We start from the raw sequence: 24,787 nt of genomic DNA, 5'->3' as shown, positions 1-24,787 counted from the left end.
AGCCCCAGCAGCCCCAGCAGCTCCACCAGGCCGGGTCAGTCCGGTCCGTCCGGCGACCTGCGGGGCGCCAAGGTCGTCGTCACCGGCGCGGGCGGCGGCATCGGCGCCGCGCTCGCCCGCCGGTTCGCCGCCGAGGGCGCCCGGGTGGTGGTCAACGACATCGACGCCGACCGGGCCAAGGCGGTGGCCGAGGAGATCGGGGCGATCGCCCTGCCCGGCGACGCCTCCGCGATCGCGGCCGAGGCCCGTGAGGCGCTCGGCGGCACCGTCGACGTCTACTGCGCCAACGCCGGACTGGCCTCGCCCGGTGACGCCTTCGCCGAGGAGGAGGTCTGGGCCGCCGCCTGGGACGTCAACGTCATGGCCCATGTCCGCGCCGTGCGCACCCTGCTGCCCGAGTGGCTGGAGCGCGGCTCCGGGCGGTTCGTCTCCACCGTCTCGGCCGCCGGGCTGCTCACCATGGTGGGCGCCGCCCCGTACAGCGTTTCCAAGCACGGCGCGTACGCCTATGCCGAATGGCTCTCGCTCACCTACCGCCACCGCGGCCTGAAGGTGCACGCCATCTGCCCGCAGGGGGTGCGCACCGACATGCTCACCGCCGCCGGCTCGGCCGGGGAGCTGGTCCTCGCCCCCACCGCCATCGAGGCCGAGGACGTAGCCGAGGCGCTGATGGACGGGATCGCCTACGACCGCTTCCTGATCCTGCCGCACCCGGAGGTGGCCCGGTACTACCAGGCGCGGGCGAGTGACCCCAAGCGCTGGCTGGCCGGGATGAACCGGGTCCAGCGGGCCTGGGAGAACGGCTGACGGCCGGGCCGTGAGCCCGCCTGGGAAGGCCGCGGTACGGGGGAGAGCGGGGCGGAGCGGCGGGCGGCGGACCGGCGGTGGGAAGATCCTGGGGCGGGGCACGCGTTTTCGGACGAGTGCCGGGACGGCGAGTGCCGGAGCGGTGAGTGCCGGGACGGCGGATGCCCGAGCGACGAGCGCCGGAGCGACGGGCGCCGGCATGCGTATGGTACGGCGGCCCCGCGCACGGACGGCCGGTGAGAGCGAGAGGACAGGTGTCGGCGGTATGGCCACGACGACGGACGGGAGCGAGCTGCCCGTCCCCCACAGGCTGCTGGCCACGGCGACCCGGCTCTTCGCCGAGCAGGGCTACGACCGCACCTCGGTCCAGGAGATCGTGGAGGCGGCCGGCGTCACCAAGGGCGCCCTCTACCACTACTTCGGGTCCAAGGAGGACCTGCTCCACGAGGTGTACGCGCGGGTGCTGCGGCTCCAGCAGGAGCGGCTGGACGCCTTCGCCGAGGCCGACGCGCCGGTGGAGCGCCGGCTGCGGGACGCCGCCGCCGACGTGGTGGTCACCACCATCGACAACCTGGACGACGCCGCCATCTTCTTCCGCTCCATGCACCACCTCGGCCCGGAGAAGAACAAGCAGGTCCGCGCCGAGCGCCGGCGCTACCACGAGCGGTTCCGGGCGCTGGTCGAGGAGGGGCAGAACAGCGGGGTGTTCTCCTCCGCCACCCCGGCCGACCTGGTGGTGGACTACCACTTCGGCTCGGTCCACCATCTGTCCACCTGGTACCGCCCGGACGGGCCGCTCACCCCCCAGCAGGTCGCCGACCACCTGGCCGACCTGCTGCTGCGCGCCCTGCGCCCGTAGCACCCCCGGCAGACGCCGGGAAGGCGAACGGGCGGCCGGACCGTCCACCGGTCCGGCCGCCCGCCCGCTTGCGTACCGCCTGGATCAGTTGGCGTTGACCAGGTCGTGCGCCGGTACGGTCACCGTGCGCTTGCCGGGCTTGCCGCCCAGCACGACCTTGCGCAGCGCGCTGTTGTTGTTGAGGTTGGTCTCCTTCAGTCGCTTCTCCGGGTTGGCCAGCACCTGGATGTAGTACGTGCCGTTGGGGACGTTGGTGATGTCGAAGGACTGGCCCGGCAGGTCCTGGGTGTAGGTGTCACCGGAGCCGACGTCCAGCACCTCGCGGACGGAGATCGAGTTCTCCTGGCCGCAGGCGGTGGACAGGTCGGTGTTGTACGGGTGCCAGTTGGCGCCCTTCACCGTGTAGTCGACCGCGTCCGTGTTGGCCAGGCAGAAGGCCTCCTTACCGCTGCGCACGGCCTCCTTCTGGTCCGCCTTCAGCAGCCGGTAGCTGGCGAAGTCGGTGAAGTGCCAGTGCACATGGCCCGGGCGCGGGTCCCACTCCATGGTGCCGGTCGGGGTGTAGCCGACCTGCTTGCCCTTGGCGTCGTAGAAGTACTGGAAGGCGTCCATCTTGGCCTTGCCCGGAGTGCGGAAGCCGTCCACCACGAGCTGCGCCGGACCGGCGTTCCAGACGTTGGCGCTGAAGGCCAGGTAGTCCTTGTTGGGGACGTCCTTGCCGCCGTCGCTGATGGTGATGCCGTACGCCGGCAGCGAGCGCAGGTCGGGCTTGGGGACGTTCGGGACGGCGGCCCGGCCGGTGGGCCGCTTGGCCAGCGGCTTCAGGGCGGGCGCCTGGCGGGAGCCGTCGGTGCGGCCACCGGTGTCACCGACCCGCAGCGACCGTCCGGCGGCCTGCTTCTTGGCCGCCCACGGCAGGGCCGGCGGGGCGGCCTTCAGCGGGCCGTGGCCCACGTTGTACGAGGGACCCGCGCCGCTCGTCTCCGGGGCGCCCGCCTGGACGGGCGTCGGCTCGTGGCCCGGCATCTGGTGGCCCTCGTGGCCAGTGGAGGCCCCGTGCGCGGCGCCGTGGCCGGCGGCGTGCCCGCCGGTCTTGGCGGAGCGGGCGGCGGCGCCCTGCGCCTCCTCCTCGTAGCTCTTCTCCACCACGGTCACCTTGACGGTGGCCGGCTTGTCCGCGATGCCGAACAGGTCGCGGTACTTCTTGGCCACGCCGACCTTGGCGGTGTACGCGCCGACCGGCAGCTTCACCGGGGCGTCGCTGTAGGCGCCCGCGTAGGTGTTGGCGGCCCAGCCCTTCTCGACGCCCCAGACCGAGCCGAGGGTGAAGGCGTTGGTCGGGCAGCTCTCCGGATACTTGGAGGTGGAGGGCGCGTCGGGGCGCACCCGGCCGCTGGCGTTGTTCGGGCAGAAGGCCTCGGAGCGGGAGAGGACCTTCTTGCCGGCCTTGTCGGTGAGGGTGATCTCCACAAAGCCGGGCAGCCCGGAGAAGTCCTTCACCGTGCCCTTGGGCAGCGTCTTGGCCTTCGCCTTGCCGCCCTCGTAGACGGTCTGGGTGATGGTCACCGGGTCCTTGTAGGACTTCCGGGTCACCTTGAGCTCCAGCGGCGTCCCCTCGGCGGTGAGGTAGGTGCCGAGGTCCAACCAGACGCCCGGCTCCTCCTTCCAGGAGGTGAGCGTCACCGCGTTGGTCGCGGCGATCAGGCTGAGCTTGGGCCCGGTGGGGGCCTTCGCCGCCTCGGGCGCGGCGGCGACGACGCCGGCGGTCACGGCGGTCACGGCGAGGGCCGTGGTGCCGGCGAGCAGCGGACGCCGCAGCCGGGTGGTGCGGGTTCTGGTCATCGTTCCCTCGTCTTCCGGGTACTGCGGGAAGAAAGCAGGGCGGCGGGCGGCAGGTGCGCGACCGTGGAGTCGTCTGCCGGACCGGCGCGGTGAGGGGCGCTTGCTGTGCCCGAGCTGTGAGAGGCGCCGCCCGGTCGCCCGGTTGTCCGGAGGGAGGGAAGCCCCCGGAGATTGGCCGGATCCCGTCGAGGGGGACGAGATCCGGCCGTTGACCGGTGAGTTACTTACCTGGGTGCGGTGATTCTGGTAGGGGAAAACGGCTGCGGTGTCAGCTCCCGGCGGGCGTCTACCGCTTCAGCTCCCGGCGGGCGTGTACCGCTTCAGCTCCCGGCGGGCCAGCGAGCGCTGGTGCACCTCGTCCGGGCCGTCGGCCAGCATCAGGGTCCGGGCGCCCGCCCACAGTTCGGCCAGCGGGAAGTCCTGGCTCACCCCGCCTGCCCCGTGCAACTGGACGGCCCGGTCGAGGATGTCCACCACGGCCCGGGGGGTGGCGATCTTGATGGCCTGGATCTCGGTGTGCGCGCCCCGGTTGCCGACGGTGTCCATCAGCCAGGCGGTCTTGAGTACCAGCAGCCGCAGCTGCTCCACCGCCACCCGGGCGTCCGCGATCCACTCCTGGACCTGGCCCTGTGCGGCCAGCGGCCTGCCGAAGGCGGTCCGGGACACCGCCCGGCGGCACATCAGCTCGATCGCCCGCTCGGCCATGCCGATCAGCCGCATGCAGTGGTGGATACGGCCCGGGCCCAACCGGGCCTGAGCGATGGCGAATCCGCCGCCCTCCTCGCCGATCAGGTTCGCCGCCGGGACCCGCACATCCTCGAACACCACCTCGGCGTGGCCGCCGTGGGAGTGGTCCTCGTACCCGTACACCCGCATCGCGCGGCGGACGTCGACCCCGGGGGTGTCCCGGGGGACCAGGACCATCGACTGCTGGCGGCGGACGTCCGGGCCGTCCGGGTCGGTCTTGCCCATCACGATGAAGACGGCGCAGTCGGGGTTCATGGCGCCGGAGATGTACCACTTGCGGCCGTTGATCAGATAGTCGCCGCTGCCGTCGGCGGCCCGGTCGATCCGGGTCTCGATATTGGTCGCGTCCGAGGAGGCCACCTCCGGCTCGGTCATCGCGAACGCCGAGCGGATCTCACCGGCGAGCAGCGGTTCCAGCCACTGCTTGCGCTGCGCCTCGGAGCCGAACTGGGCCAGCACCTCCATGTTCCCGGTGTCCGGGGCGGCGCAGTTCAGCGCGGTGGGCGCCAGGTGCGGGGAGCGCCCGGTGATCTCGGCGAGCGGCGCGTACTGGAGGTTGGTCAGCCCGGCCCCGTACTCCTCGTCGGGCAGGAAGAGGTTCCACAGCCCCTGCCGCCGGGCCTCGGCCTTCAGCTCTCCCACCACCGCCGGGGTGTCCCAGGGCGAGGCGAGCGCGGCCCGCTGCTCCTCGGCCACCGGCTCGGCCGGGTACACATGCTCGTCCATGAAGGCGAGCAGCCGGGCCCGCAGCTCCTCGGTGCGCGCGTCGAACGCGAAGTCCATGATCGGCTCAGCCTTCCGTGAGGGAACGCGGGGAGTGCGGGGTGCGCAGGGTGCGCAGGCCGTGGTCGGTGAAGACCGGCACCAGCTCGCCGATCCGGTCGAAGCCGGCGCCCACGGTCTGCCCGAGGGTGTAGCGGTAGTGGATGCCCTCCAGGATCACCGCGAGCTTGAACCAGGCGAACGCGGTGTACCAGGCGATCGCGGAGGTATCCCGGCCGGAGCGGGCGGCGTACCGCTCGACCAGCTCGCCGGCGCTCGGGTGCCCGGCGGCGGTCGCCGTGGTGGAGATGGGGGAGCCGGGCAGGTCCAGCGGGGTGCTGTACATCACCAGCAGCCCCAGATCGGTGAGCGGGTCGCCGAGCGTGGACATCTCCCAGTCCAGCACCGCCGCCACCCGGTCCTCGTCGTCCAGCAGCACGTTGTCCAGCCGGTAGTCGCCGTGGACGACGGTGGGGGCGGGGGAGTCGGGCAGCGCCCGGCCAAGCCCGGCGTGCAGCTCCTCGATACCGGCCAGTTCACGGCTGCGGGAGGCGTCCAGTTGCTTGCCCCAGCGGCGCAGCTGGCGGTCGAGGAAGCCCTCCGGCCGGCCGAAGTCCGCCAGGCCGACCGACTCCGGGTCCACCGCGTGCAGTTCGACCAGGGTGTCCACCAGGCCGAGGACGGCCGCCCGGACCCGCTCCGGGCCGAGCGGGGCGAGCTGCTCGGCGGTCCGGTACGGCGTACCCGCCACCTGCTCCATCACATAGAACGGCGCCCCGAGCACCGACTCGTCCTCGCAGAGCGCGAGCGGTTCGGGCACCGGCACCGCCGTCGGGTGCAGGGCGCTGATCACCCGGTGCTCGCGCCGCATGTCATGGGCGGTCGCCAGCACATGGCCGAGCGGCGGCCGGCGCACCACCCAGCTGCCGGTGCCGTCGGTGACGGTGTACGTGAGGTTGGAGCGGCCGCCCTCGATCAGCCGGCCGGTCAGCGGCCCGGCCACCAGGCCGGGCCGGACGCGGTCCAGGAAGCCGCGCAACTGCTCGGGGTCGAGGCCGGGCGGCGGGGCTGGACTCATCGGGGGCACCTCCGGGGCGGCTTCCGGACGCCCGCGGAGGCGGGCCCGGGTCGGGTCGGCGATCTACTGGAGGCAGTCTGACCGACCAGTCGGTATGCCGTCCAGTGCGCGCCCCGGCCCGCGCCCCGTCGCCCGGTGGCTCAGGGGCCCGCCCCCGAGCCCGGTGCCCGGTGGCTCAGTGGTCGTCCCAGTGCCCGTCGTGGGCGGCGTGCCGGTGGCCGTCGTGCAGATAGTCGAGGTGGTCCCCGTGGGTGACGGCGGGATGCCCGCAGCCCTCGCCGTGCTCATGGGCGTGGCCGCTGTGCGCGATGTGCTCGCCGGGCTCGCACTCGTCCCAGTGACCGGAGTGCTCGCGGTGCAGATGCCCGTCATGGGCGTAGTCGAGATGGTCGCCGTGGGTCACGGGGGTGTGGCCGCAGTCGGGTCCGTGGGTGTGGTCGTGCGGGGTGTGTTCCTGGTGCTGGAGCGTCGCCATGGCCGGCTCCCTCGCATCCGTATGGGTGATATATCCAGCTTAGGACGGTTTATCCGGCCCCGTGGTGACGCCGAGAGGACCTCCGCTCACACCAGCGGTGCCGCGCTCACTTCGGCAGGGCCCCGCTCACACCAGCAACGCGACCGCGAAGCAGGCCAGCGCCAGCGCGCAGGCGGCCGCCGCCGTGGCCGTGCGCGGGGTCAGCCCCGGCGGGCGGGGTGCCGCCAGCGCCCGCATCCTGCGGTGGGCCACCGCCAGGAACGCCACCCAGACCAGCAGCGACAGCGCCGCCCCGAGCACCCTCACCGGATCGGCCGGTCCGTCGGCCACGCACTGCCGGGCCGCCAGCACGGCCGCGACCGTCGCCGAGAGGGTGGTCCGCCGCCAGGCCAGCCGGGTGCGTTCCGGCTGGAGCCCCGGGTCGCGCACCGTCCCGCCGGCCGGGCCCGCCGCCATCAGCCGTGCCAACGCAGCAGCACGGCGAGCACCATGGTCGCGGCGACCGCGCCGACCGCCAGGCTCAGCAGCGCGGGGAAGCGGCTGACCGGCAGGTCCTCGCCGCGCCGCATGGCCCGCTCGCACCGCACCCAGTGGTTGACCGCCCGCAGCGCGCACAGCGCCCCGGCGGCGAGCAGCGCCAGGGCCAGCCCCACCCGGGCGCCCCAGCGCAGGTCCGGCAGGAACTGGTCGACCGCGAAGCCGCCGCCGACCAGGGCGAGCGCGGTGCGCACCCACGCCAGGAAGGTGCGCTCGTTGGCGAGGGAGAACCGGTAGTCGGGGGTGTCCCCCTCCTCCCGGATCCGGCGCGGCGCGAACCAGAGCCGCAGATCCCGCCGCAGATCCCGCAGGAAGTCGCTCACATGATCACACTAACGGGGTGGCCTGCTCCCGGCGCTGCTGGAGGTCTCCGTCCAGAAGTCCCGCAGCAGCCGGTACGCGGCCAGCCCGTCCGGCACCCAGGGCCAGTCGCCGAGCCGCGCCCGTACCTCCTCCTCCGGCAGGAAGGCGTGCCAGGCCACCTCCTCCACCTGCGGCCGCACCGGCAGCGCGCAGCGCACCTGGTACACCGTCGACCACCAGGAACCGAACCCGCCGGCGTCCTCGTACAGGAACCGGAACAGCGGCTGCGGCCGCTCCAGCCCTCGTACCCCCAGCTCCTCCTCCGCCTCGCGCAGCGCGGCCGCGTCGTACCCCTCGCCCGCGCCGACCACGCCGCCCACGAACATGTCGTAGTGGGACGGGAAGAGCAGCTTCCCGGGCGTGCGGCGGTGCACGAAGATCCGCCCCTCCGCGTCCCGTACCAGCACGAACACGCAGCGGTGGCGCAGCCCCAGGGCGTACACCTCGCCCCGGGCCCGCTGCCCCACCACCCGGTCCCGCTCGTCCACCACGTCCAGGATCTCGTCCGCCGGGTTCACCGGCCGCTGCGGATCGGTCAGATCAGTCATGCAGGCATGGAACCACCCTCGGATCCCGCGAGGCGCCCCCGTCCGGACCGTTGACGTGTTACCCCCGGGTACGGAGGATCGAGCCCGGGAGCGGAGGACCGCGCCGGGGAGTGAGAGGAACGGGAAGCCCATGGCGTACGACGCCGATGTGATCGTGATCGGGGCGGGGCTGGCCGGGCTGGTGGCCACCGCCGAGCTGGTGGACGCCGGACGCAGTGTCATCCTGCTCGACCAGGAGCCCGAGCAGTCCCTCGGCGGCCAGGCGCACTGGTCCTTCGGCGGGCTCTTCCTGGTCGACTCGCCCGAGCAGCGCCGGATACGCATCCGCGACAGCCGCGCCCTCGCCCTCCAGGACTGGCTGGGCACCGCCGGCTTCGACCGCCCCGAGGACCACTGGCCGCGTCAATGGGCCGAGGCGTACGTGGACTTCGCGGCCGGCGAGAAGCGGCCCTGGCTGCACCGGCAGGGGGTGCGCCTCTTCCCGGTGGTCGGCTGGGCCGAGCGCGGCGGCTACGACGCCACCGGCCACGGCAACTCGGTGCCGCGCTTCCACATCACCTGGGGTACGGGCCCCGGGCTTCTCGCCCCCTTCGAGCGGCGGGTGCGCGCGGGCGCCGAACGGGGCCTGGTCCGGTTCGCCTTCCGGCACCGGGTCACCGGCCTGTCCCGTACCGCCGGCGCCGTGGACACCGTCACCGGCGAGATCCTCGCCCCCTCCGACGCCGAGCGCGGCACCGCCTCCTCCCGCGAGGTGAGCGGCGCCTTCGAGTACCGCGCCCAGGCGGTGATCGTCACCTCCGGCGGCATCGGCGGCAACCACGACCTGGTCCGCGCCCACTGGCCGAAGCGGCTCGGCGCCCCGCCCGAGAAGCTGCTCTCCGGCGTCCCCGCCCATGTGGACGGGCTGATGCTGGACGTGGCGGGCGCGGCTGGGGCGCGGCTGGTCAACCGGGACCGGATGTGGCACTACACCGAGGGCATCGAGAACTGGAACCCGATCTGGGCCCGGCACGGCATCCGGATACTGCCCGGCCCGTCCTCGCTCTGGCTGGACGCCACCGGCCGCCGGCTGCCCGTCCCGCTCTTCCCCGGCTTCGACACCCTCGGCACCCTGGAGCACATCACCCGCTCCGGGCACGGCCACACCTGGTTCGTGCTCAACCAGCGGATCATCGGCAAGGAGTTCACCCTCTCCGGCTCCGAGCAGAACCCCGACCTGACGGGCCGCTCGGTACGCGGGGTGATCGACCGGGCCCGCGCCGACGTCCCGGCCCCGGTCAAGGCGTTCATGGACCACGGCGCCGACTTCGTGGTGGAGCGCGACCTCGCCTCCCTGGTCCGGGGGATGAACGCCCTCACCAAGGAGCCGCTGATCGACGAGGCGGCACTGCGCCGGGAGATCACCGCGCGGGACCGGGAGATCGCCAACCCGTTCACCAAGGACCTCCAGATCACCGCGATCCGGGGCAGCCGCCGCTACCTGGGCGACCGCCTCATCCGCACCGCCACCTTGCACCGCATCCTGGACCCGACCGCCGGACCGCTCGTCGCCGTGCGCCTGAACATCCTCACCCGCAAGTCGCTGGGCGGCCTGGAGACCGACCTCTCCTCCCGGGTGCTCACCGACGGCGGCGAGCCGCTGCCCGGCGTCTACGCGGCTGGGGAGGCCGCCGGCTTCGGCGGCGGGGGAGTGCACGGCTACCGCTCCCTGGAGGGCACCTTCCTCGGCGGCTGCCTCTTCTCCGGCCGCGCCGCGGGGCGGGCCGCGGCCCGCGAGGTGGGCTGACTTCACGTCAGGGGGGTCGCGAGGTGGGGTGACGGGTCAGGGGCAGCGCGCCAGGTGTTCCACCACCCGGAAGCGCTCGGCGATGACCAGGGTGGTGTCGTCCACCGTGAACTGCGGGTCGCCCACCGCCGTACGCACCGGTTCGCTGTGCCAGAACTCCTCGTGCGCCGCGCGCCACTGCGCCACCGTGGCGTACCCCTCGCCCTCGTCCAGGGCGTGCCGCAAATCCACCTGCCCCAGGGGCAGCACCCGCACCCCGGTCACCTCCACCACGGCCACCGCGCGGTCGGCGGAGTCGACCAGCACCGACCGGTCCCCGGGCCGGGGCAGCGGCTCGCCCTCGGCCTCGTACTCCGCCACCAGACCCGTGGTGGAGGTCTTCTCCCCGGCGAGCACCGCGGCCACCAGCTGCTCGCGCAGCGGGCCGGGGAAACCCAGCAGATACGGGGGCAGGGCGGCGGTGTCGAACGGCTCGTGGGGCATGCGGCGAGTGTTCACCGCACGCCCCACGGACGTCCATCGTTTTACCGCCCCGGGCGGGACGCCCTTGCCGGGGCCGCAGCCGGTGTCACAACACCAGCGACAGCAGCAGCACGAACACGATCCCGCACACCGAGATGATCGTCTCCATCACCGACCAGGTCTTGATCGTCTGGCCGACGGTCATCCCGAAGTACTCCTTCACCAGCCAGAACCCGGCGTCGTTCACATGGCTGAAGAAGAGCGAGCCCGCGCCGATCGCCAGCACCAGCAGCGCCGCGTGCGTGGTCGACATATCCGCCGCCAGCGGCGCCACCAGGCCCGCCGCCGAGATCGTCGCCACCGTCGCCGAACCGGTCGCCAGCCGGATCGCCACCGCGATCAGCCAGCCCAGCAGCAGCGCCGGGATCGACCAGTTCTCGGAGAACTCCAGGATCATCCGGCCCACCCCGATGTCGATCAGGGTCTGCTTGAAGCCGCCGCCGGCGCCGACGATCAGCAGCACACCCGCGATCGGGGCGAGCGAGGACTCCACGGTCGAGGAGAGCCGCCCCCGGGTGAACCCGGCCGCCCGGCCCAGCGTGAACATCCCCACGAGCACCGCCGCGAGCAGCGCGATCAGCGGCTGGCCGACGATGTCGGTGACCCGCTGGAGGTGGTTCTCCGGGTCGTCCACCACGATCTCCACCAGCGCCTTGACCAGCATCAGCACCACCGGCAGCAGCACGGTGGCCACCGTGGCGCCGAAGCTGGGACGGCGGTCGAGGTCCTCCGAGGCGCGCTGCGGGATCATCCGGTCCGGGGCCGGGATGTCCACCCAGCGGGCCGCGTAGCGGGAGAAGAGCGGACCGGCGATGATCACCGTCGGGATGGCCACCACCAGGCCGAGCGCCAGCGTCACCCCCAGGTTGGCCCCGATGGCGTCGATCGCGACCAGCGGACCGGGGTGCGGCGGGATGAGCCCGTGCATCACCGACAGTCCGGCCAGCGCCGGGATGCCGATCCGCATCAGCGAGTAGTTGCCGCGCTTGGCCACCAGCAGCACCACCGGGATCAGCAGCACGATGCCGACCTCGAAGAAGAGCGGCAGCCCGATCACCGAGGCGATCAGCACCATCGCCCAGGGCATGGCCCGCCCGCTCGCCCGGGCCAGGATGGTGTCCACGATCTGGTCCGCGCCGCCCGAGTCGGCGAGCAGCTTGCCCAGGATGGCGCCCAGCGCGATGAGCACACCGACGCCCGCGACGGTCGCGCCGAGGCCGGTGGTGAAGGAGGCGATGGTGTCGCCCAGCGGCGCGCCCGCGAAGGCGCCCAGCAGGAGCGAGCCGATGGTCAGCGCCAGGAAGGCGTGGAGCTTGAACCGGGTGATGAGTACGACGATGACGGCGATGCCCGCCAGGACGGCGATGCCCAGTTGGGCGTTGCCGGCCGAGGTGATCGGCTCGGCGGCGCCGGCTGCCAGCATCTCGACGTTGAGACTGGTCACAGGGGGTCCTCGGGTAGGTCGCGGGGCCCGGCGGTTCGCCGGACGGGCGGGGAGAGAGGGGGAGGGGCTCGGAGGGCCTGACGGGGTAACGAGGCCGGGGCTGTGGCTTTACGGGGCTTGGATCTCTACGGGGCCGGGACGGGGGTCCTACGGGGCTGGATCTCTACGGGGCCGGGGTCGGGTGCTACGGGGCCGGGGCGGGGCGCTGCTCGCGCGGCGGCGGTACGAGGTCGGGACCCGGGCCACCCCGGTCGGCGGCCACCTCCGCGCCCCCGGCGGGCGCCCCCGCTCCACCCAGCGCGGCGACGGCCCGCTCGGCGATCTGCTCCGGGGTGCCGGCCACATCGACCGCCACCCCGGCCTCGTCACCGCCCAGCGGCTGGAGCGCGGCGAACTGGGAGTCCAGCAGCGCGGTCGGCATGAAGTGGCCCTTCCGCTCGGCCATCCGCCGCTCCACCAGGGCCCGGTCACCGGTCAGATGGAGGAAGACCGCGCCGGGGGCGGCGGCCCGCAGCCGGTCGCGGTAGGCCCGCTTCAGCGCCGAGCTGCTCACCACCCCGCCGAGCCCCGCCCGGCCGTGCGCCCACCGGCCGATGGCGTCCAGCCAGGGGGCGCGGTCCGCGTCGTCCAGCGGGACGCCGGCCGACATCTTGGCGATGTTCGCCTCCGGGTGGAAGTCGTCGCCCTCGGCGTAGGGGACGCCCAGGCGCTCGGCGACCAGCGGGCCGATGGTGGTCTTGCCCGTCCCGGCCACGCCCATCACGACGACGACCGGGGGGTTGTCCAGCTTCTCGGGGTTCTCCGGGTGGGTCATGGCGGAGTGTGCCTCGCTGTCCTGATGGCGGCCGCGGGGTCCTCGTCGACCTTGCGGGGCGGACGCCGGGAGCGGTGTCCGTCGCCGCACACTGAAACCCATCGGATACGACGTATTCAAGAGGTCGTGACCAAAAAGTCATACTTAATTGGCGACGCTAGGCTGAGCGCATGACGACTTCGGCCCGGGGGCTCCATACGCAGGTGCTGAACAGCCTGGGTCTGGCCATCACGGCCGGCGAGTACCCGCCCGGCAGCGTTCTGCGCACCGACGAGGTGGCCCAGCGGTTCGAGGTCTCCCGCACCGTGGTCCGCGAGGTGGTCCGGGTCCTAGAGTCGATGCACCTGGTGGAGTCCCGGCGCCGGGTCGGGGTGACGGTCCGGGCCGCCGAGCAGTGGAACGTCTACGACCCCCAGGTCATCCGCTGGCGGCTGGCCGGCGCCGACCGCCCGCGCCAGCTCCGCTCGCTGACCGTGCTGCGCTCCGCCGTGGAGCCGGTGGCCGCCGGGCTCGCCGCCGCCCACGCCACCCCCGAGCAGTGCCGGGAGCTCACCGAGCAGGCCCTCGGCATGGTCGCCACCTCGCGCGGCCGGCAGCTGGAGGCGTATCTGGTGCACGACATCGCCTTCCACCGGGTGGTGCTGAGCGCCTCCGGCAACGAGATGTTCGCCCGGCTCGGCGATGTGGTGGCCGAGGTGCTGGCCGGCCGCACCCACCACCAGGTGATGTTCGAGGACCCCGACCCGGCCGCGGTGACCCTGCACGTCCAGGTCGCCGAGGCGGTACGGGCCCGGGACGGCCGCCGCGCCGAGGAGCTCACCCGCGAGATCGCCGTGGGCGCCCTCAAGGAGCTGGACGTCCTCGCCCCCTGAGCCCGAGGGCGTCAGTGGTCCAGGGGTCGATGCGGCTACCCGGACGAACCTCGCTTATGCTGCGCACCGCCCGTCAACGTCGCGGCAACCTCAAATACCCCTCAAATCCGCCCGTACGTGACATGGGCCACAGCGTTACGGCGGTGTTGCCGTGACTATGTGACCTGGCCTTCTGCGTGGTGACCCACCCACTTCACCGGCGTACGGCGGCTCCTACCGCACGACCCCTCACAAAGGCGACTTCCCAGATGAGTGACCGCACCCTGGCTGCGGCCGACACCCAGAGCCCCGGTTCTCCGGCGGCGGCGGGCGCCCCCCACATCGACGCCGGTGACGCCGGTTACAGCAAGGACCTCAAGTCCCGGCACATCAACATGATCGCCATCGGCGGCGCGATCGGCACCGGGCTCTTCCTGGGCGCCGGCGGCCGCCTGGCGGGCGCGGGCCCGTCCCTGGCCATCGCCTACGCCGTCTGCGGCGTCTTCGCCTTCTTCGTCGTCCGGGCCCTCGGCGAGCTGGTGCTCTACCGCCCGTCCTCCGGCGCCTTCGTCTCCTACGCCCGTGAGTTCATGGGCGAGAAGGGCGCCTACTCGGCGGGCTGGCTGTACTTCCTCAACTGGTCGACCACCGCCGTCGCCGACATCACCGCGGCCGCGACCTACGCCCACTTCTGGGCCATGTTCAGCGACGTCCCGCAGTGGATCCTCGCCCTGATCGCCCTCGCGGTCGTGCTCGCCGCCAACCTCATCTCGGTGAAGTACTTCGGCGAGATGGAGTTCTGGTTCGCCATCGTCAAGGTCGCCGCGCTGGTGATCTTCATGCTGGTCGGCATCTTCCTGGTGGTCACCCAGCACGAGGTCGGCGGCCACACCCCGGGCCTGTCCACCATCACCGACAGCGGCGGCATCTTCCCGCTGGGCATGGTGCCGATGCTGATGGTCGTCCAGGGCGTCGTCTTCGCCTACGCCTCCGTCGAGCTGTGCGGTGTGGCGGCCGGTGAGACCGAGAACCCCGAGAAGATCATGCCGAAGGCGATCAACTCGATCATGTGGCGGGTGGGCCTGTTCTACGTCGGCTCGGTGGTGCTGCTCGCGCTGCTCCTGCCGTACACCTCGTACTCCGCCGGCCAGAGCCCCTTTGTCACCGTCTTCGACAAGCTGGGCATCCCCGGAGCGGCCGGCGTGATGAACCTGGTCGTGCTCACCGCCGCGCTCTCCAGCCTGAACTCCGGCCTCTACTCCACCGGCCGCATCCTGCGCTCGATGGCGATGGCCGGCTCCGCGCCGAAGTTCACCGCCCGGATGAACAAGGGCCAGGTGCCCTACGGCGGCATCCTGCTCACCGCCGCCTTCGGTGTGCTGGGCGTCGGCCTCAACTACGTCGTCCCCGGCGAGGCCTTCGAGATCGTGCTGAACCTCGCCTCCATCGGCATCCTCGGCACCTGGGGCATGATCATGCTCTGCTCGCTGCTGTTCTGGAAGCGCTCCGAGCAGGGCCGGGTCGAGCGCCCCTCGTACCGGCTGCCCTGGGCCCCGTACACCCAGATCGTCACCCTGGTCTTCCTGGTCACGGTGCTCGGCCTGATGTGGTGGGGCGGCGGCGTCGGCCGCACCACGGTCAACTGCCTGCCGCTGATCGCCGCGGCCCTGGTCGGCGGCTGGTTCGTGGTCCGCAAGCGGGTCACCGCGCTGGCCGCCGCCCGCCCCCTGGACTGACGGCCGACGGCACCGACCGCGACCCCCGCCGGAGCACCGCCCGGCGGGGGTCGCGGTGCGTGGCGGGTGCGCGATAGTGGACCGTACAGGCAACATCATCGAGGCGTGACGAAGGGACGGCGTGCCATGACGCAGCAGGTCCGAGGGGTGATCGCACCCGGACGCGACGAGCCGGTACGGGTCGAGACCATCACCATCCCCGACCCCGGACCCGGCGAGGCCGTGGTGAAGATCCAGGCCTGCGGGGTGTGCCACACCGATCTGCACTACAAGCAGGGCGGCATCAACGACGACTTCCCCTTCCTGCTCGGCCATGAGGCCGCCGGCACCGTGGAGTCGGTCGGCGAGGGCGTCACCGACGTGGCCCCCGGCGACTTCGTGATCCTCAACTGGCGGGCCGTCTGCGGCCAGTGCCGGGCCTGTCTGCGCGGCCGCCCCTGGTACTGCTTCGCCACCCACAACGCCCGGCAGAAGATGACCCTGGCCGACGGCACCGAGCTGACCCCGGCCCTGGGCATCGGCGCCTTCGCCGAGAAGACCCTGGTGGCCGCCGGGCAGTGCACCAAGGTGGACCCGGCCGCCTCCCCGGCCGTCGCCGGACTGCTCGGCTGCGGGGTGATGGCCGGCATCGGCGCCGCGATCAACACCGGGAACGTCGGCCGGGGCGACACGGTCGCCGTCATCGGCTGCGGCGGCGTCGGGGACGCGGCCATCGTCGGCTCCCGGCTGGCCGGCGCGGCCCGGATCATCGCCGTCGACGTGGACGACCGCAAGCTGGCCAAGGCCACCGAGGTCGGCGCCACCCACACCGTCAACTCCCGCACCACCGACCCGGTCGAGGCGATCCGCGAACTCACCGGCGGCTTCGGCGCGGACGTGGTCATCGAGGCGGTCGGCCGCCCCGAGACGTACACCCAGGCCTTCTACGCCCGCGACCTGGCCGGCACCGTCGTCCTGGTCGGTGTCCCCACCCCCGACATGAAGCTGGAGCTCCCCCTCCTCGACGTCTTCGGCCGCGGCGGCGCCCTGAAATCGTCCTGGTACGGGGACTGCCTGCCCTCCCGGGACTTCCCGATGCTCATCGACCTGCACCAGCAGGGCCGGATCGACCTGTCCGCCTTCGTCACCGAGACCATCGCCCTGGACGAGGTCGAGAAGGCCTTCGCCCGGATGCACGAGGGCGACGTCCTCCGCTCGGTGGTGGTCTTCTGATGTCCGCCGCCGTACGCGTCGACCACCTCACCACCTCCGGCACCTTCAGCCTGGACGGCGGCACCTGGGACGTCGACAACAACGTCTGGATCGTCGGCGACGACACCGAGGCGATCGTCATCGACGCCGCCCATGACGCCGAGGCCATCGCCGCCGCCGTGGGCGACCGCCGCCTGCTCGCCATCGTCTCCACCCACGCCCACAACGACCATATCGACGCCGCCCCCGCCCTCGCCGAGGCCACCGGCGCCCCGATCCTCCTCCACCCCGACGACCTCCCCCTCTGGCGCCAGACCCACCCGGACCGCGCCCCCGACGGCGAACTCACCGACGGCCAGGTCCTCACCGTCGCCGGCACCGAGCTGACCGTGCTGCACACCCCCGGCCACGCGCCCGGCGCCGTCTGCCTGCACGCGCCCGCCCTGACCACCGTCTTCACCGGGGACACCCTCTTCGCCGGCGGCCCCGGCGCCACCGGCCGCTCCTTCTCCTCGTTCCCCACCATCATCGACTCGCTCCGCGACCGGCTCCTCACCCTCCCCCCGGACACGGTCGTCCGCACCGGACACGGCGACACCACCACCATCGGCGACGAGGCCCCCCACCTCGCCGAATGGATCGAACGCGGCCACTGACCCCCTGCTCCGCACCCCCGGTCGAGACCACCGTCCCGGCCGGGGCTCAACGCCACTCGGCCAGCCGCCGCCCACTGTCGAACCGCAGCTCCGCCCCCGTCACGGGATCGGTGAACTCCAGCGCCCGCGCCAGCAGTTGCAACGGCCGCCCGAAGTCCTCAGGCTCCTCCTCCGACCGGACCACCGGATACAGCGGGTCGTTGAGGATCGGCACCCCCAGCGCGTCCATATGCACCCGCAGCTGATGCGTCCGCCCGGTCAGCGGCGTCAACCGGTAGAGCCCACGCGGGCCGTCGCGCCCCACCAGCTCGACCCGGCTCTCGCTGTTGGGCTCCCCGGGCTCCTGGTACGCCGCCGGGACCCCGCGCTCCTTCACGATCCGGCTGCGCACCGTCACCGGCACGGTGAGCGCCGGATCGTACGGCGCCACCGCCTCGTACTCCTTGCGCACCAGCCGGTCCCGGAAGAGCGTCTGGTACGCGCCCCGGTTCTCCGGCCGCACCACCAGCAGCACCAGCCCGGCGGTCAGCCGGTCCAGCCGATGCGCGGGCTGGAGCGCCGGCAGCCCGAGGTCGCGCCGCAGCCGGGCCACCACCGTCTCGGTGACGTGCCGCCCGCGCGGGGTGGTGGCCAGGAAGTGCGGCTTGTCCGCGACCACGATCCGCTCGTCCCGGTGCACCACCTCCACCGCGAACGGCACCCGCTCCTCCGGCGCCAGGTCCCGGTGGAACCAGAGCAGCCGCCCCTCCCGGTACGGCTCCTCCGCCCGTACCGCGGCGCCGTCCGCCCCGACGAACCGCCCGCCCGCCAGCATGGCGTCCACCCGCTCCGGGCCCACCGCCGCCGCGTACCGGGCCAGCAGATGGTCCCGTACCGTCGCCCACGCCCCGCCGGGATCGGCCGGCAGCCGCACCCGTACGGGATCGATCCCCGCCCGCTGCGGCAGCGGCGCCGCCGGCGGCCTCGTCCTTCGTCGCACCGCCCCACGGTAGCCGCCGTTTGACCCACGGCCCGCCGCCCGCTTTCCTTGCCCCCGGACGTGGCGGGGACGGGGGTACGGGCATGGCGGCCGGACGGCGGCTGGGACGGTCTTTCGGCTGGCTGTGGGCGGCGTACGCAGCGAGCACCTTCGGCACCTGGGTGGCCTTCGACGCGTTCGCCCTGGTCGCCATCCTGGTGCTGCACGCCGGTCCGGCCGAGGTGTCGCTGCTGGCGGCCGCCGGGCCGGCCGTCGGGGCGCTGGCCGCGGTGCCGTTCGGCCCCTGGGTGGAGTTCCGCCGCAAGCGGCCGGTGATGGTCGCGATGGACCTGCTCCGCTGCGCCGCGCTGCTCAGCGTCCCCGCCGCCTACGCGCTGGACCGGCTCGGCCTGGTCCAGCTGCTGGTGGTGGCGGTGGTGGTCGGCGCCGCCGACATCGCCTTCACCGCGGCCGCCGGGGCCTGCCTCAAGGCGCTGGTCCGCCCGGACGACCTGGTCGTGGCGAGCGGCCGCCTGGAGTCCACCACCTGGACCGCCACCCTCCTCGGGCCGCCGCTCGGCGGGGCGCTGACCGGGCTGCTCGGCCCGGTGGCGGTGGTACTGGCGAACGCGGCCGGCTATCTGCTCTCCGCCGTCGGCGTCCGTGCGATTGGCGGCGGCGAACCCCGTCCGGTACGGCCGGTACGCCCGCCGGGGGGCGCGGCGGCCCGGCGTACCGCCGAGGTGTCGGCCGGCTGGCGGTACATCCTGGCCGACCCGGTGCTGCGGCCGCTGTTCGCCCACACGGTGCTGGTGAACGCCCTGATCCTGGCCGTCTCCCCGGTGCTGGCCGTGCTGATGCTCGGCGAACTGGGCTTCGCGCCCTGGCAGTACGGGCTGGCCTTCGCCCTGCCGTGCGCGGGCGGGCTGATCGGCTCCCGGCTGGCCGGCCGGCTGGTCGACCGGTTCGGCGCGCGGCGGGTCCTGCGCACCGCCGGCACCCTGCGGGTGTGCTGGCCGCTGGGGCTGGCCTTCGTCGGCCCGCGCACCGGCGGCCTGGTCCTGGTCCTGGTGGTCCAGTCCGGCATGCTGCTGTGCATCGGCGTCTTCAACCCGGTGTACGCGGCCCTCCGGCTGCGGCGGGTCCCGGCCGACCGTACCGCCCGCACCCTGGCCGCCTGGTCGGTCACCGGCAAGGCCGCCGTCGCCGGGACCACCGCCCTCTGGGGCCTGCTGGCCGCCCTGACCGGCCCCCGCCCGGCGATCGCGGCCGCCGGTCTGCTCCTCCTCGCCACCCCGCTGCTGCTGCCCGCCGCCACCGCCCCGGACGACCAACCCGCCCACCCCGAACCGACCCGCCCCTGAGCCGCCGTGAGGGTCGGCCTCACCCCCCGCCCAACACCCCCGCGTATCCCGCCAGCACCGCCTCGATCCGCTGCCACGCCTCCTCGTCCCGCGGTACGGGATCCAGGGTGCGGCCCTCGCCGAAGCCCCAGTCCGCGGCCAACGCGACCGGGTCGCCCCCGCCCGCCGCACCCGCGGCCAGCGCGGCCGCGCCCAGCGCCACCAACTCGGTGCCGCGCGGCAGCACCACCGGGCGCCCGGACAGCCGCCGTACCGTCTCCACCCACATCCGGCCGCGCGCCCCGCCCCCGGTCAGCCGCAGCGGCACGCCGTCGGCCACGCCGCCCGGCAGCGCCTCCAGCGCCCGCAGCACCGTGAACACCGCCCCCTCGTAGGCCGCGCCCAACAGCTGCCGGCCGCTGGTCGCGTGCCGCAGCCCGGTCAGCAGCCCCGAGGCGCCCGGCAGGTCCGGGGTGCGCTCCCCGTCCAGATACGGCAGCAGCACCGCCTCCCCGCCCGGCTCGGCGTCCTCCCGCTCCAGCCCCAGCAGCCCCGCCACCCGGTCCACCGCGAGCGTGCAGTTGAGCGTGCAGCCCAGCGGCAGGTACACCCCCGCACCGTCCGCGGCGGCGAACCCGGCGAGCGCGGCCACCGCCGGACGCTCCCGGGTGGCGGCGAACACCGTGCCGGAGGTGCCCAGCGAGACCACCGGATGATCCAGCAACCCCGCCCCGCCGAGGCCCAGACCCACCGCCGCCGCCATGTTGTCCCCGGTCCCGGCGGCCACCGCGATCCCCTCCGGCAGCCCCAACTCCCGGGCCGCGGCGGCGCTCAGCCCACCCACCCGGCTGCCGCCGGATGGCGCGATCTCCGGCAGCAGGGCCCGCTCCACCCCGATCAGCTCCAGCAGCTCCGGGTCATAGGAGTCCGTGGCCGTGCTGTACCAGAGGGTGCCCGAGGCGTCCCCGGGATCGGTGGCGGCGACCCCGCACAGCCGCTCGGTGAGATGGTCATGCGGCAGCCGCACCCCGGCCACCGCCTGCGCGGTCCGCGGCTCATGCTCCACCAGCCAACGCCACTTGGCCGCCGTCATCGAGGCCACCGGCACCGACCCGGTCCGCGCCAGCCACCCCGCCACCCCCCACTCGGCCGTCAGCGCGGCGGCCTGCGGCGCCGACCGGGTGTCGTTCCACAGCAGCGCCGGCCGCAGCGGCCGCCCGGCCGCGTCCTGCACCACCAGCCCGTGCTGCTGGCCGGCGACCGCGATCCCGGTGATCCGGTGCGTACCGCCCGGCCCCGGCCCACCCGCCGCCCGCACCTCGGCCAGCGCCACCCCGACGGCGTCCACCAGCGCCCGCCACCACTGCCCCGGATCGCTCTCCCGGGCCCCCGCCTCCCCGGTGACGGTGTGCGGGGCGCGGCCGACGGCCAGCACCCGGCCCGTTCCCGCCTCCACCACGACGGCCTTGGTGGACTGCGTGGAGCTGTCCACCCCGATCACGGCCGCGGACGACGACGGCGCCATCCCGCTCACCCCACTTCCCTCTCCGCACTGCGGACTCCGGCCTCTTGGCGGTGCGCCGCCCGTAGCGTATTAGTAATGCCAAAAAACAAATACCCCCCACACCGCCGAGTCCGAGTCACCGTCCCCAATCAGCCCCCAGCCCCCTAGTCTCCCGAGGAGAGCACCCGCCATGCCGGACCGCTACACCCCCACCCCCCAGGACCGCTTCACCTTCGGTCTGTGGACCGTCGGCTGGCAGGGCGCCGACCCCTTCGGCACCGCCACCCGCCCCGCCCTCGACCCGGTGGAGTCCGTCGAACGGCTCGCCGCGCTCGGCGCGTACGGGGTCACCTTCCACGACGACGACCTCATCCCCTTCGGCGCCTCCGAGGCCGCACGCGAGGCCGCAGTCAAGCGGTTCCGCGACGCCCTGGACCGCACCGGGCTGAGGGTGCCGATGGCCACCACCAACCTCTTCACCCACCCGGTCTTCAAGGACGGCGGCTTCACCGCCAACGACCGCGACGTCCGCCGGTACGCGCTGCGCAAGACGATCCGCAACATCGACCTCGCCGTGGAACTCGGCGCCGGGATCTACGTCGCCTGGGGCGGCCGCGAGGGCGCCGAGTCCGGCGCCGCCAAGGACGTCCGCACCGCGCTCGACCGGATGAAGGAGGCCTTCGACCTGCTCGGCCAGTACGTCTCGGAGCAGGGCTACGAGCTGCGCTTCGCCATCGAGCCCAAGCCCAACGAGCCACGCGGCGACATCCTGCTGCCCACCATCGGCCACGCCCTGGCCTTCATCGAGCGGCTGGAACGCCCCGAGCTCGTCGGCGTCAACCCGGAGACCGGCCACGAGCAGATGGCCGGGCTCAACTTCCCGCACGGCATCGCCCAGGCCCTGTGGGCGGGCAAGCTGTTCCACCTCGACCTCAACGGCCAGTCCGGCATCAAGTACGACCAGGACCTGCGCTTCGGCGCCGGCGATCTGCGCCAGGCGTTCTGGCTGGTCGACCTGCTGGAGACGGCCGGCTACCAGGGGCCGCGCCACTTCGACTTCAAGCCGGTGCGCACCGACGGCTTCGACGGGGTGTGGGAGTCGGCCCGCAACTGCATGCGCAACTACCTGATCCTCAAGGAGCGCGCCGCCGCCTTCCGCGCCGACCCCGAGGTACGCGAGGCCCTGCGCGCCTCCCGCCTGGACGAGCTGGCCCGGCCCACCGCCGAGGACGGTCTGGCCGCCCTGCTCGCCGACCGCTCCTCATACGAGGAGCTCGACGCGACCGCCGCCGCCGGCCGCTCCATGGCCTTCGAACGCCTCGACCAGCTCGCCCTGGACCACCTCCTCGGCGTCCGCTGACGGCCGCCGCCCCGACTCCACCCGCGCACTACCGTGCCCCTCGGCCCCCCCACTACCGTGCCCCTGTGGATCTCTTCTCCGGTGTGGACCTCTTCGTACGCTCCTGGGCGGCGCTGCGCGCGGCGGTCGTCGAACTCCCGGACCAGGACTTCGCGCGGCCCTCCGGCTGCGCGGGCTGGCTGGTGCGGGACCTGGTGTGCCATCTGGTCATCGACGCCCAGGACGTCCTGATCACCCTGGCCACCCCCGCCGACACGGAGGCCACCGCCGACGCGGTGACCTACTGGCGCCTCCAGGACGCCCCGCCCACCGGGGACGACCCGCTGGCCGCGCTGACCGTCCGGCTGGCCGCCGCCTACCAGGACCCGGGCCTGCTCCGGTTCCACCTGGACGACATCGGCTCCGCCGCGGGCCGCGCCGCCGTACTCGCCGACCCGGCCGCCCGGGTGAGCACCCAGGACCAGGTCCTCACCGCGGCCGACTACCTCACCGCGTACGTCCTGGAGTGGACCCTGCACCACCTCGACCTGGCCGCCCACCTCCCGGCCGTGCCGCCACCGCCGGCCGAGGGCCTGGCCCGGGCCCGGGCGCTCCTGGAGGAGATCGCGGGCGCCCCCTTCCCCGCCGCCCTCACCGACACCGACGCCCTGCTGCTGGGCACCGGCCGCCGACCACCCACCGAAGCCCAGCGAACCGAACTGGGCTCCCTCACCGACCGGTTGCCGCTCTACCTGGGCTGACGCCCGGCCCCTCATCAAACAGGCGGCGCGGCATACCCGGCCGGGTCGGCCAGCACCCCGCGGACCACCACCGCCGCCGCGCCCCGGGCCGCGTCCCCCGACGAGGACGAGGCCCGCAGCCGGCCGCTGCCCACCGCCCACAGCCCGGACACCACCCGGTCGGCCAACTCCCGTTCCGCCGCCGGGCCCAGCCACTCCATCAGCGGCCGGAACACCCCGCCCAGCACCACCGCGTCCGGGTCCAGCAGGTTCACCGCCCCCGACACCGCCAGCCCCAGCATCCGCCCGGCCCGCTCCAGCGCCTGTACCGCCCGGGGCTCGCCCCGACGGGCCCGCGCCGCCAGCTCCGCCACCCCCGCCGCCCCCGCCGACTCCTCGATGCCCGCGCCCCGCAGTAGCGCCGCCTGCCCCGCGTACCGCTCCAGGCAGCCGCGCGACCCGCACCGGCAGCGCGGCCCGTCGGCGTCCACCACCAGATGCCCGATCTCCCCGGCGAACCCATGCGCCCCGCGCAGCAGCGACCCGTCCACCACCAGTGCCCCGCCCACCCCGATCTCCCCGGTCAGATACACGAAACTGCGCGCCCCGGAGGCGGTACCCGTCCCCCCGAACCACAGCTCCGCCAGCGCCGCCGCATTGGCCTCGTTGTCCACCCCGACCGCCGGCCCCCCGAGCCCCGCCGCCTCGCCCAGCGCCCCCGCGAACAACTCCTCCACCCCCACCCGGTCCCACCCCAGATTGGGCGCCTGCCGTACCGAGCCGCCCGACACCAGCCCGGGCAGCGCCAGCCGCGCCCCGACCGCCCGGAGACCCCGCTCCGCCGCCGACTCCAGCGCCCGCCCGGCCATCCGCGCGGCCCGCGCCAGCACCTCCTCCGGCGGAACGCCCCGGTTGTCCCGGTGCTCGGTCAGCCGCACCCGGTCCGCCCCGGCCAGATCCACCACACACACCGACACATAGTCGACATTGACCTCCACCCCGAGCCCCGCCGGACCGGTGTCCGCCACCCGCAGCGCGGTCCCCGGCCGCCCGGCCTGCCCACTGAAGGTCTTGCCCCGCTCGCTCAGCAACCCGCCCGCGAGCAGCTGCTCCACCAGCGAGGACACCGCCGCCCTGGTCAGCCCCACCCGCGCCGCCACCGCCGCCCGGGTCGCCTCCCCCTCCTCGTACACCGCGCGCAGCACCAGGCTCAGATTGTGCCGCCGCACCGTGTCCTTGCCCGCCTTGCCATCCCTGCCGCCCCCACCCCGCGACGGCTCACCCGTGCTGTTCATCGTGCGCCCGACCCTATGCGAGCCCCGGTATGGCGGCCCTGTCGGTGCGTGCCTTCTACCGGTACGCCTTCGGCGGACTCGCCTTCCACCTCCGGTCACGGTGGTGGCGCGGGCAGCGGAGGGCGAAGTTCCGGACGTCGTTGGAGCCACCGGGAATCCCAGCAGGAACTCCTTGATGATCTCCAGCGCGTCGGCGTCATAACCGCCGGCGGCGTTGCGGTGCCCTTGAATGTCGAGATAGAGGTAACGCGGGGCGCCGGGGCTGGTCGCTGCCGCCTTCCGCAGAACTGCCGGGCGCTGAGCCGTCACCGGCCGCTGTGAGTCGTCGCTCATGGACGCACCGTAGACGCCACCACTGACAGCATCCGGGGCTCGCGGCGTCCGATCCGGACGGGAGTGGGGAAACACCGCAGGCGCTGACCAGATCAGTCAGCGCCTGCGCACGTGTCCGAGGGGGGACTTGAACCCCCACGCCCGATAAAGGGCACTAGCACCTCAAGCTAGCGCGTCTGCCATTCCGCCACCCGGACCAGGTGTCTGTCTCGCGGCCCTGGGCCGTTCCGACGTGGAAAACCATAGCAAACATTCGG

23 protein-coding genes and 1 tRNA gene are annotated in these 24,787 nt (G+C 73.6%); 10 read left to right on the top strand and 14 right to left on the bottom strand.

Annotation, left to right across the window (positions count from 1 at the left end; genetic code table 11):
* Positions 1 to 57 precede the first annotated feature (57 nt).
* Together ABZ945_RS23810 and ABZ945_RS23805 are read left to right on the top strand one after the other, a co-directional pair.
* The gene (locus tag ABZ945_RS23810) at positions 58 to 807 is read left to right on the top strand and encodes an SDR family oxidoreductase (RefSeq protein ID WP_361272965.1); all 750 of its coding nucleotides are present in this window, start codon (positions 58 to 60) and stop codon (positions 805 to 807) included.
* 265 nt (positions 808 to 1,072) lie between these two features.
* Positions 1,073 to 1,666: a TetR/AcrR family transcriptional regulator gene (locus ABZ945_RS23805; protein ID WP_361272933.1), complete on the top strand. Its 594-nt coding sequence runs from the start codon at positions 1,073 to 1,075 to the stop codon at positions 1,664 to 1,666.
* A gap of 84 nt (positions 1,667 to 1,750) precedes the next feature.
* Here the strand turns inward: ABZ945_RS23805 and ABZ945_RS23800 are convergent, their stop codons facing one another.
* The 7 genes from ABZ945_RS23800 to ABZ945_RS23770 all read right to left on the bottom strand — a co-directional run bounded on the left by ABZ945_RS23800 (position 1,751) and on the right by ABZ945_RS23770 (position 8,018).
* A complete protein-coding gene (locus tag ABZ945_RS23800; RefSeq protein ID WP_361272931.1) occupies positions 1,751 to 3,508 on the bottom strand; it encodes a lysyl oxidase family protein in 1,758 nt (585 codons plus the stop codon).
* A 294-nt stretch (positions 3,509 to 3,802) separates the two neighbouring features.
* Complete coding sequence (locus ABZ945_RS23795) at positions 3,803 to 5,038, bottom strand: acyl-CoA dehydrogenase family protein (protein ID WP_361272929.1); 1,236 nt, start codon at positions 5,036 to 5,038, stop codon at positions 3,803 to 3,805.
* A gap of 7 nt (positions 5,039 to 5,045) precedes the next feature.
* On the bottom strand, positions 5,046 to 6,095 hold the full coding sequence (locus ABZ945_RS23790) for a phosphotransferase family protein (protein ID WP_361272926.1): 1,050 nt from the start codon (positions 6,093 to 6,095) through the stop codon (positions 5,046 to 5,048).
* A 175-nt stretch (positions 6,096 to 6,270) separates the two neighbouring features.
* On the bottom strand, positions 6,271 to 6,570 hold the full coding sequence (locus tag ABZ945_RS23785) for a hypothetical protein (RefSeq protein ID WP_361272924.1): 300 nt from the start codon (positions 6,568 to 6,570) through the stop codon (positions 6,271 to 6,273).
* A gap of 126 nt (positions 6,571 to 6,696) precedes the next feature.
* Positions 6,697 to 7,026, bottom strand: a complete 330-nt coding sequence (locus tag ABZ945_RS23780) for a DUF202 domain-containing protein (protein WP_361272921.1) — start codon at positions 7,024 to 7,026, stop codon at positions 6,697 to 6,699.
* The gene (locus ABZ945_RS23775; protein ID WP_361272962.1) at positions 7,026 to 7,418 is read right to left on the bottom strand and encodes a DUF202 domain-containing protein; all 393 of its coding nucleotides are present in this window, start codon (positions 7,416 to 7,418) and stop codon (positions 7,026 to 7,028) included. Before ABZ945_RS23775 ends, ABZ945_RS23780 begins: the two co-directional genes overlap by 1 nt.
* Before the next feature lie 21 nt (positions 7,419 to 7,439).
* Positions 7,440 to 8,018: an NUDIX domain-containing protein gene (locus ABZ945_RS23770; protein ID WP_361272917.1), complete on the bottom strand. Its 579-nt coding sequence runs from the start codon at positions 8,016 to 8,018 to the stop codon at positions 7,440 to 7,442.
* A gap of 130 nt (positions 8,019 to 8,148) precedes the next feature.
* On the opposite strand from ABZ945_RS23770, the gene ABZ945_RS23765 reads away from it, so the two are divergent.
* Positions 8,149 to 9,804 (top strand): FAD-binding dehydrogenase, encoded by a 1,656-nt coding sequence (locus ABZ945_RS23765; protein ID WP_361272915.1) that lies wholly within the window; start codon positions 8,149 to 8,151, stop codon positions 9,802 to 9,804.
* 36 nt (positions 9,805 to 9,840) lie between these two features.
* Here the strand turns inward: ABZ945_RS23765 and ABZ945_RS23760 are convergent, their stop codons facing one another.
* The 3 genes from ABZ945_RS23760 to ABZ945_RS23750 form a co-directional block, all read right to left on the bottom strand.
* Complete coding sequence (locus ABZ945_RS23760) at positions 9,841 to 10,287, bottom strand: ASCH domain-containing protein (RefSeq protein WP_361272912.1); 447 nt, start codon at positions 10,285 to 10,287, stop codon at positions 9,841 to 9,843.
* A gap of 85 nt (positions 10,288 to 10,372) precedes the next feature.
* Positions 10,373 to 11,770, bottom strand: a complete 1,398-nt coding sequence (locus tag ABZ945_RS23755) for a gluconate:H+ symporter (protein WP_361272910.1) — start codon at positions 11,768 to 11,770, stop codon at positions 10,373 to 10,375.
* A 184-nt stretch (positions 11,771 to 11,954) separates the two neighbouring features.
* A complete protein-coding gene (locus ABZ945_RS23750; RefSeq protein WP_361272907.1) occupies positions 11,955 to 12,584 on the bottom strand; it encodes a gluconokinase in 630 nt (209 codons plus the stop codon).
* A gap of 170 nt (positions 12,585 to 12,754) precedes the next feature.
* Here ABZ945_RS23750 and ABZ945_RS23745 point away from each other — a divergent pair, with 170 nt between their 5' ends.
* The 4 genes from ABZ945_RS23745 (at position 12,755) to ABZ945_RS23730 (ending at position 17,018) form a co-directional block, all read left to right on the top strand.
* Positions 12,755 to 13,456: an FCD domain-containing protein gene (locus tag ABZ945_RS23745; protein ID WP_361272904.1), complete on the top strand. Its 702-nt coding sequence runs from the start codon at positions 12,755 to 12,757 to the stop codon at positions 13,454 to 13,456.
* A gap of 248 nt (positions 13,457 to 13,704) precedes the next feature.
* On the top strand, positions 13,705 to 15,171 hold the full coding sequence (locus ABZ945_RS23740) for an amino acid permease (protein ID WP_361272902.1): 1,467 nt from the start codon (positions 13,705 to 13,707) through the stop codon (positions 15,169 to 15,171).
* Positions 15,172 to 15,297: 126 nt separating this feature from the next.
* A complete protein-coding gene (locus ABZ945_RS23735) occupies positions 15,298 to 16,383 on the top strand; it encodes an S-(hydroxymethyl)mycothiol dehydrogenase (protein ID WP_361272900.1) in 1,086 nt (361 codons plus the stop codon).
* Positions 16,383 to 17,018, top strand: coding sequence for an MBL fold metallo-hydrolase (locus ABZ945_RS23730; protein WP_361272897.1), 636 nt, complete (start codon positions 16,383 to 16,385; stop codon positions 17,016 to 17,018). The genes ABZ945_RS23735 and ABZ945_RS23730 overlap by 1 nt, the downstream gene beginning before the upstream one ends.
* A 46-nt stretch (positions 17,019 to 17,064) precedes the next feature.
* Here ABZ945_RS23730 and ABZ945_RS23725 read toward each other — a convergent pair whose 3' ends face one another.
* Positions 17,065 to 17,997, bottom strand: a complete 933-nt coding sequence (locus ABZ945_RS23725) for a pseudouridine synthase (RefSeq protein WP_361272894.1) — start codon at positions 17,995 to 17,997, stop codon at positions 17,065 to 17,067.
* Positions 17,998 to 18,080: 83 nt separating this feature from the next.
* Between ABZ945_RS23725 and ABZ945_RS23720 the strand changes: the two genes are divergently transcribed.
* Positions 18,081 to 19,340, top strand: a complete 1,260-nt coding sequence (locus ABZ945_RS23720; RefSeq protein ID WP_361272891.1) for an MFS transporter — start codon at positions 18,081 to 18,083, stop codon at positions 19,338 to 19,340.
* Between the two features lie 19 nt (positions 19,341 to 19,359).
* Here the strand turns inward: ABZ945_RS23720 and xylB are convergent, their stop codons facing one another.
* Positions 19,360 to 20,844: a xylulokinase gene (xylB, locus tag ABZ945_RS23715; RefSeq protein WP_361272960.1), complete on the bottom strand. Its 1,485-nt coding sequence runs from the start codon at positions 20,842 to 20,844 to the stop codon at positions 19,360 to 19,362.
* A gap of 169 nt (positions 20,845 to 21,013) precedes the next feature.
* Here xylB and xylA point away from each other — a divergent pair, with 169 nt between their 5' ends.
* Together xylA and ABZ945_RS23705 are read left to right on the top strand one after the other, a co-directional pair.
* Positions 21,014 to 22,183: a xylose isomerase gene (xylA, locus tag ABZ945_RS23710; RefSeq protein ID WP_361272888.1), complete on the top strand. Its 1,170-nt coding sequence runs from the start codon at positions 21,014 to 21,016 to the stop codon at positions 22,181 to 22,183.
* Between the two features lie 83 nt (positions 22,184 to 22,266).
* On the top strand, positions 22,267 to 22,923 hold the full coding sequence (locus tag ABZ945_RS23705) for a maleylpyruvate isomerase N-terminal domain-containing protein (RefSeq protein WP_361272958.1): 657 nt from the start codon (positions 22,267 to 22,269) through the stop codon (positions 22,921 to 22,923).
* A 14-nt stretch (positions 22,924 to 22,937) separates the two neighbouring features.
* Here ABZ945_RS23705 and ABZ945_RS23700 read toward each other — a convergent pair whose 3' ends face one another.
* Positions 22,938 to 24,197, bottom strand: a complete 1,260-nt coding sequence (locus tag ABZ945_RS23700) for an ROK family protein (RefSeq protein ID WP_361272886.1) — start codon at positions 24,195 to 24,197, stop codon at positions 22,938 to 22,940.
* Positions 24,198 to 24,642: 445 nt separating this feature from the next.
* Positions 24,643 to 24,727, bottom strand: a tRNA-Leu gene (locus tag ABZ945_RS23695).
* Between the last annotated feature and the right edge of the window lie 60 nt (positions 24,728 to 24,787).

The organism is Streptomyces sp. NPDC046887 (assembly GCF_040644755.1).
Taxonomy (GTDB): Bacteria; Actinomycetota; Actinomycetes; order Streptomycetales; family Streptomycetaceae; genus Streptomyces; species Streptomyces lichenis.
Note: the sequence above shows the minus strand (reverse complement) of the source record. Positions and strands in the feature narration are given on the sequence as shown.

Excerpts from the sequence above, each read along its gene's own strand:
- ABZ945_RS23805 (WP_361272933.1), top strand. The coding sequence starts at position 1,073 with ATGGCCACGACGACGGACGGGAGCGAGCTGCCCGTCCCCCACAGGCTG.
- ABZ945_RS23800 (WP_361272931.1), bottom strand. The coding sequence starts at position 3,508 with ATGACCAGAACCCGCACCACCCGGCTGCGGCGTCCGCTGCTCGCCGGC.
- ABZ945_RS23795 (WP_361272929.1), bottom strand. The coding sequence starts at position 5,038 with ATGGACTTCGCGTTCGACGCGCGCACCGAGGAGCTGCGGGCCCGGCTG.
- ABZ945_RS23790 (WP_361272926.1), bottom strand. The coding sequence starts at position 6,095 with ATGAGTCCAGCCCCGCCGCCCGGCCTCGACCCCGAGCAGTTGCGCGGC.
- ABZ945_RS23785 (WP_361272924.1), bottom strand. The coding sequence starts at position 6,570 with ATGGCGACGCTCCAGCACCAGGAACACACCCCGCACGACCACACCCAC.
- ABZ945_RS23780 (WP_361272921.1), bottom strand. The coding sequence starts at position 7,026 with ATGGCGGCGGGCCCGGCCGGCGGGACGGTGCGCGACCCGGGGCTCCAG.
- ABZ945_RS23770 (WP_361272917.1), bottom strand. The coding sequence starts at position 8,018 with ATGACTGATCTGACCGATCCGCAGCGGCCGGTGAACCCGGCGGACGAG.
- ABZ945_RS23765 (WP_361272915.1), top strand. The coding sequence starts at position 8,149 with ATGGCGTACGACGCCGATGTGATCGTGATCGGGGCGGGGCTGGCCGGG.
- ABZ945_RS23760 (WP_361272912.1), bottom strand. The coding sequence starts at position 10,287 with ATGCCCCACGAGCCGTTCGACACCGCCGCCCTGCCCCCGTATCTGCTG.
- ABZ945_RS23750 (WP_361272907.1), bottom strand. The coding sequence starts at position 12,584 with ATGACCCACCCGGAGAACCCCGAGAAGCTGGACAACCCCCCGGTCGTC.
- ABZ945_RS23745 (WP_361272904.1), top strand. The coding sequence starts at position 12,755 with ATGACGACTTCGGCCCGGGGGCTCCATACGCAGGTGCTGAACAGCCTG.
- ABZ945_RS23740 (WP_361272902.1), top strand. The coding sequence starts at position 13,705 with ATGAGTGACCGCACCCTGGCTGCGGCCGACACCCAGAGCCCCGGTTCT.
- ABZ945_RS23735 (WP_361272900.1), top strand. The coding sequence starts at position 15,298 with ATGACGCAGCAGGTCCGAGGGGTGATCGCACCCGGACGCGACGAGCCG.
- ABZ945_RS23730 (WP_361272897.1), top strand. The coding sequence starts at position 16,383 with ATGTCCGCCGCCGTACGCGTCGACCACCTCACCACCTCCGGCACCTTC.
- ABZ945_RS23720 (WP_361272891.1), top strand. The coding sequence starts at position 18,081 with ATGGCGGCCGGACGGCGGCTGGGACGGTCTTTCGGCTGGCTGTGGGCG.
- xylB (WP_361272960.1), bottom strand. The coding sequence starts at position 20,844 with ATGGCGCCGTCGTCGTCCGCGGCCGTGATCGGGGTGGACAGCTCCACG.
- xylA (WP_361272888.1), top strand. The coding sequence starts at position 21,014 with ATGCCGGACCGCTACACCCCCACCCCCCAGGACCGCTTCACCTTCGGT.
- ABZ945_RS23700 (WP_361272886.1), bottom strand. The coding sequence starts at position 24,197 with ATGAACAGCACGGGTGAGCCGTCGCGGGGTGGGGGCGGCAGGGATGGC.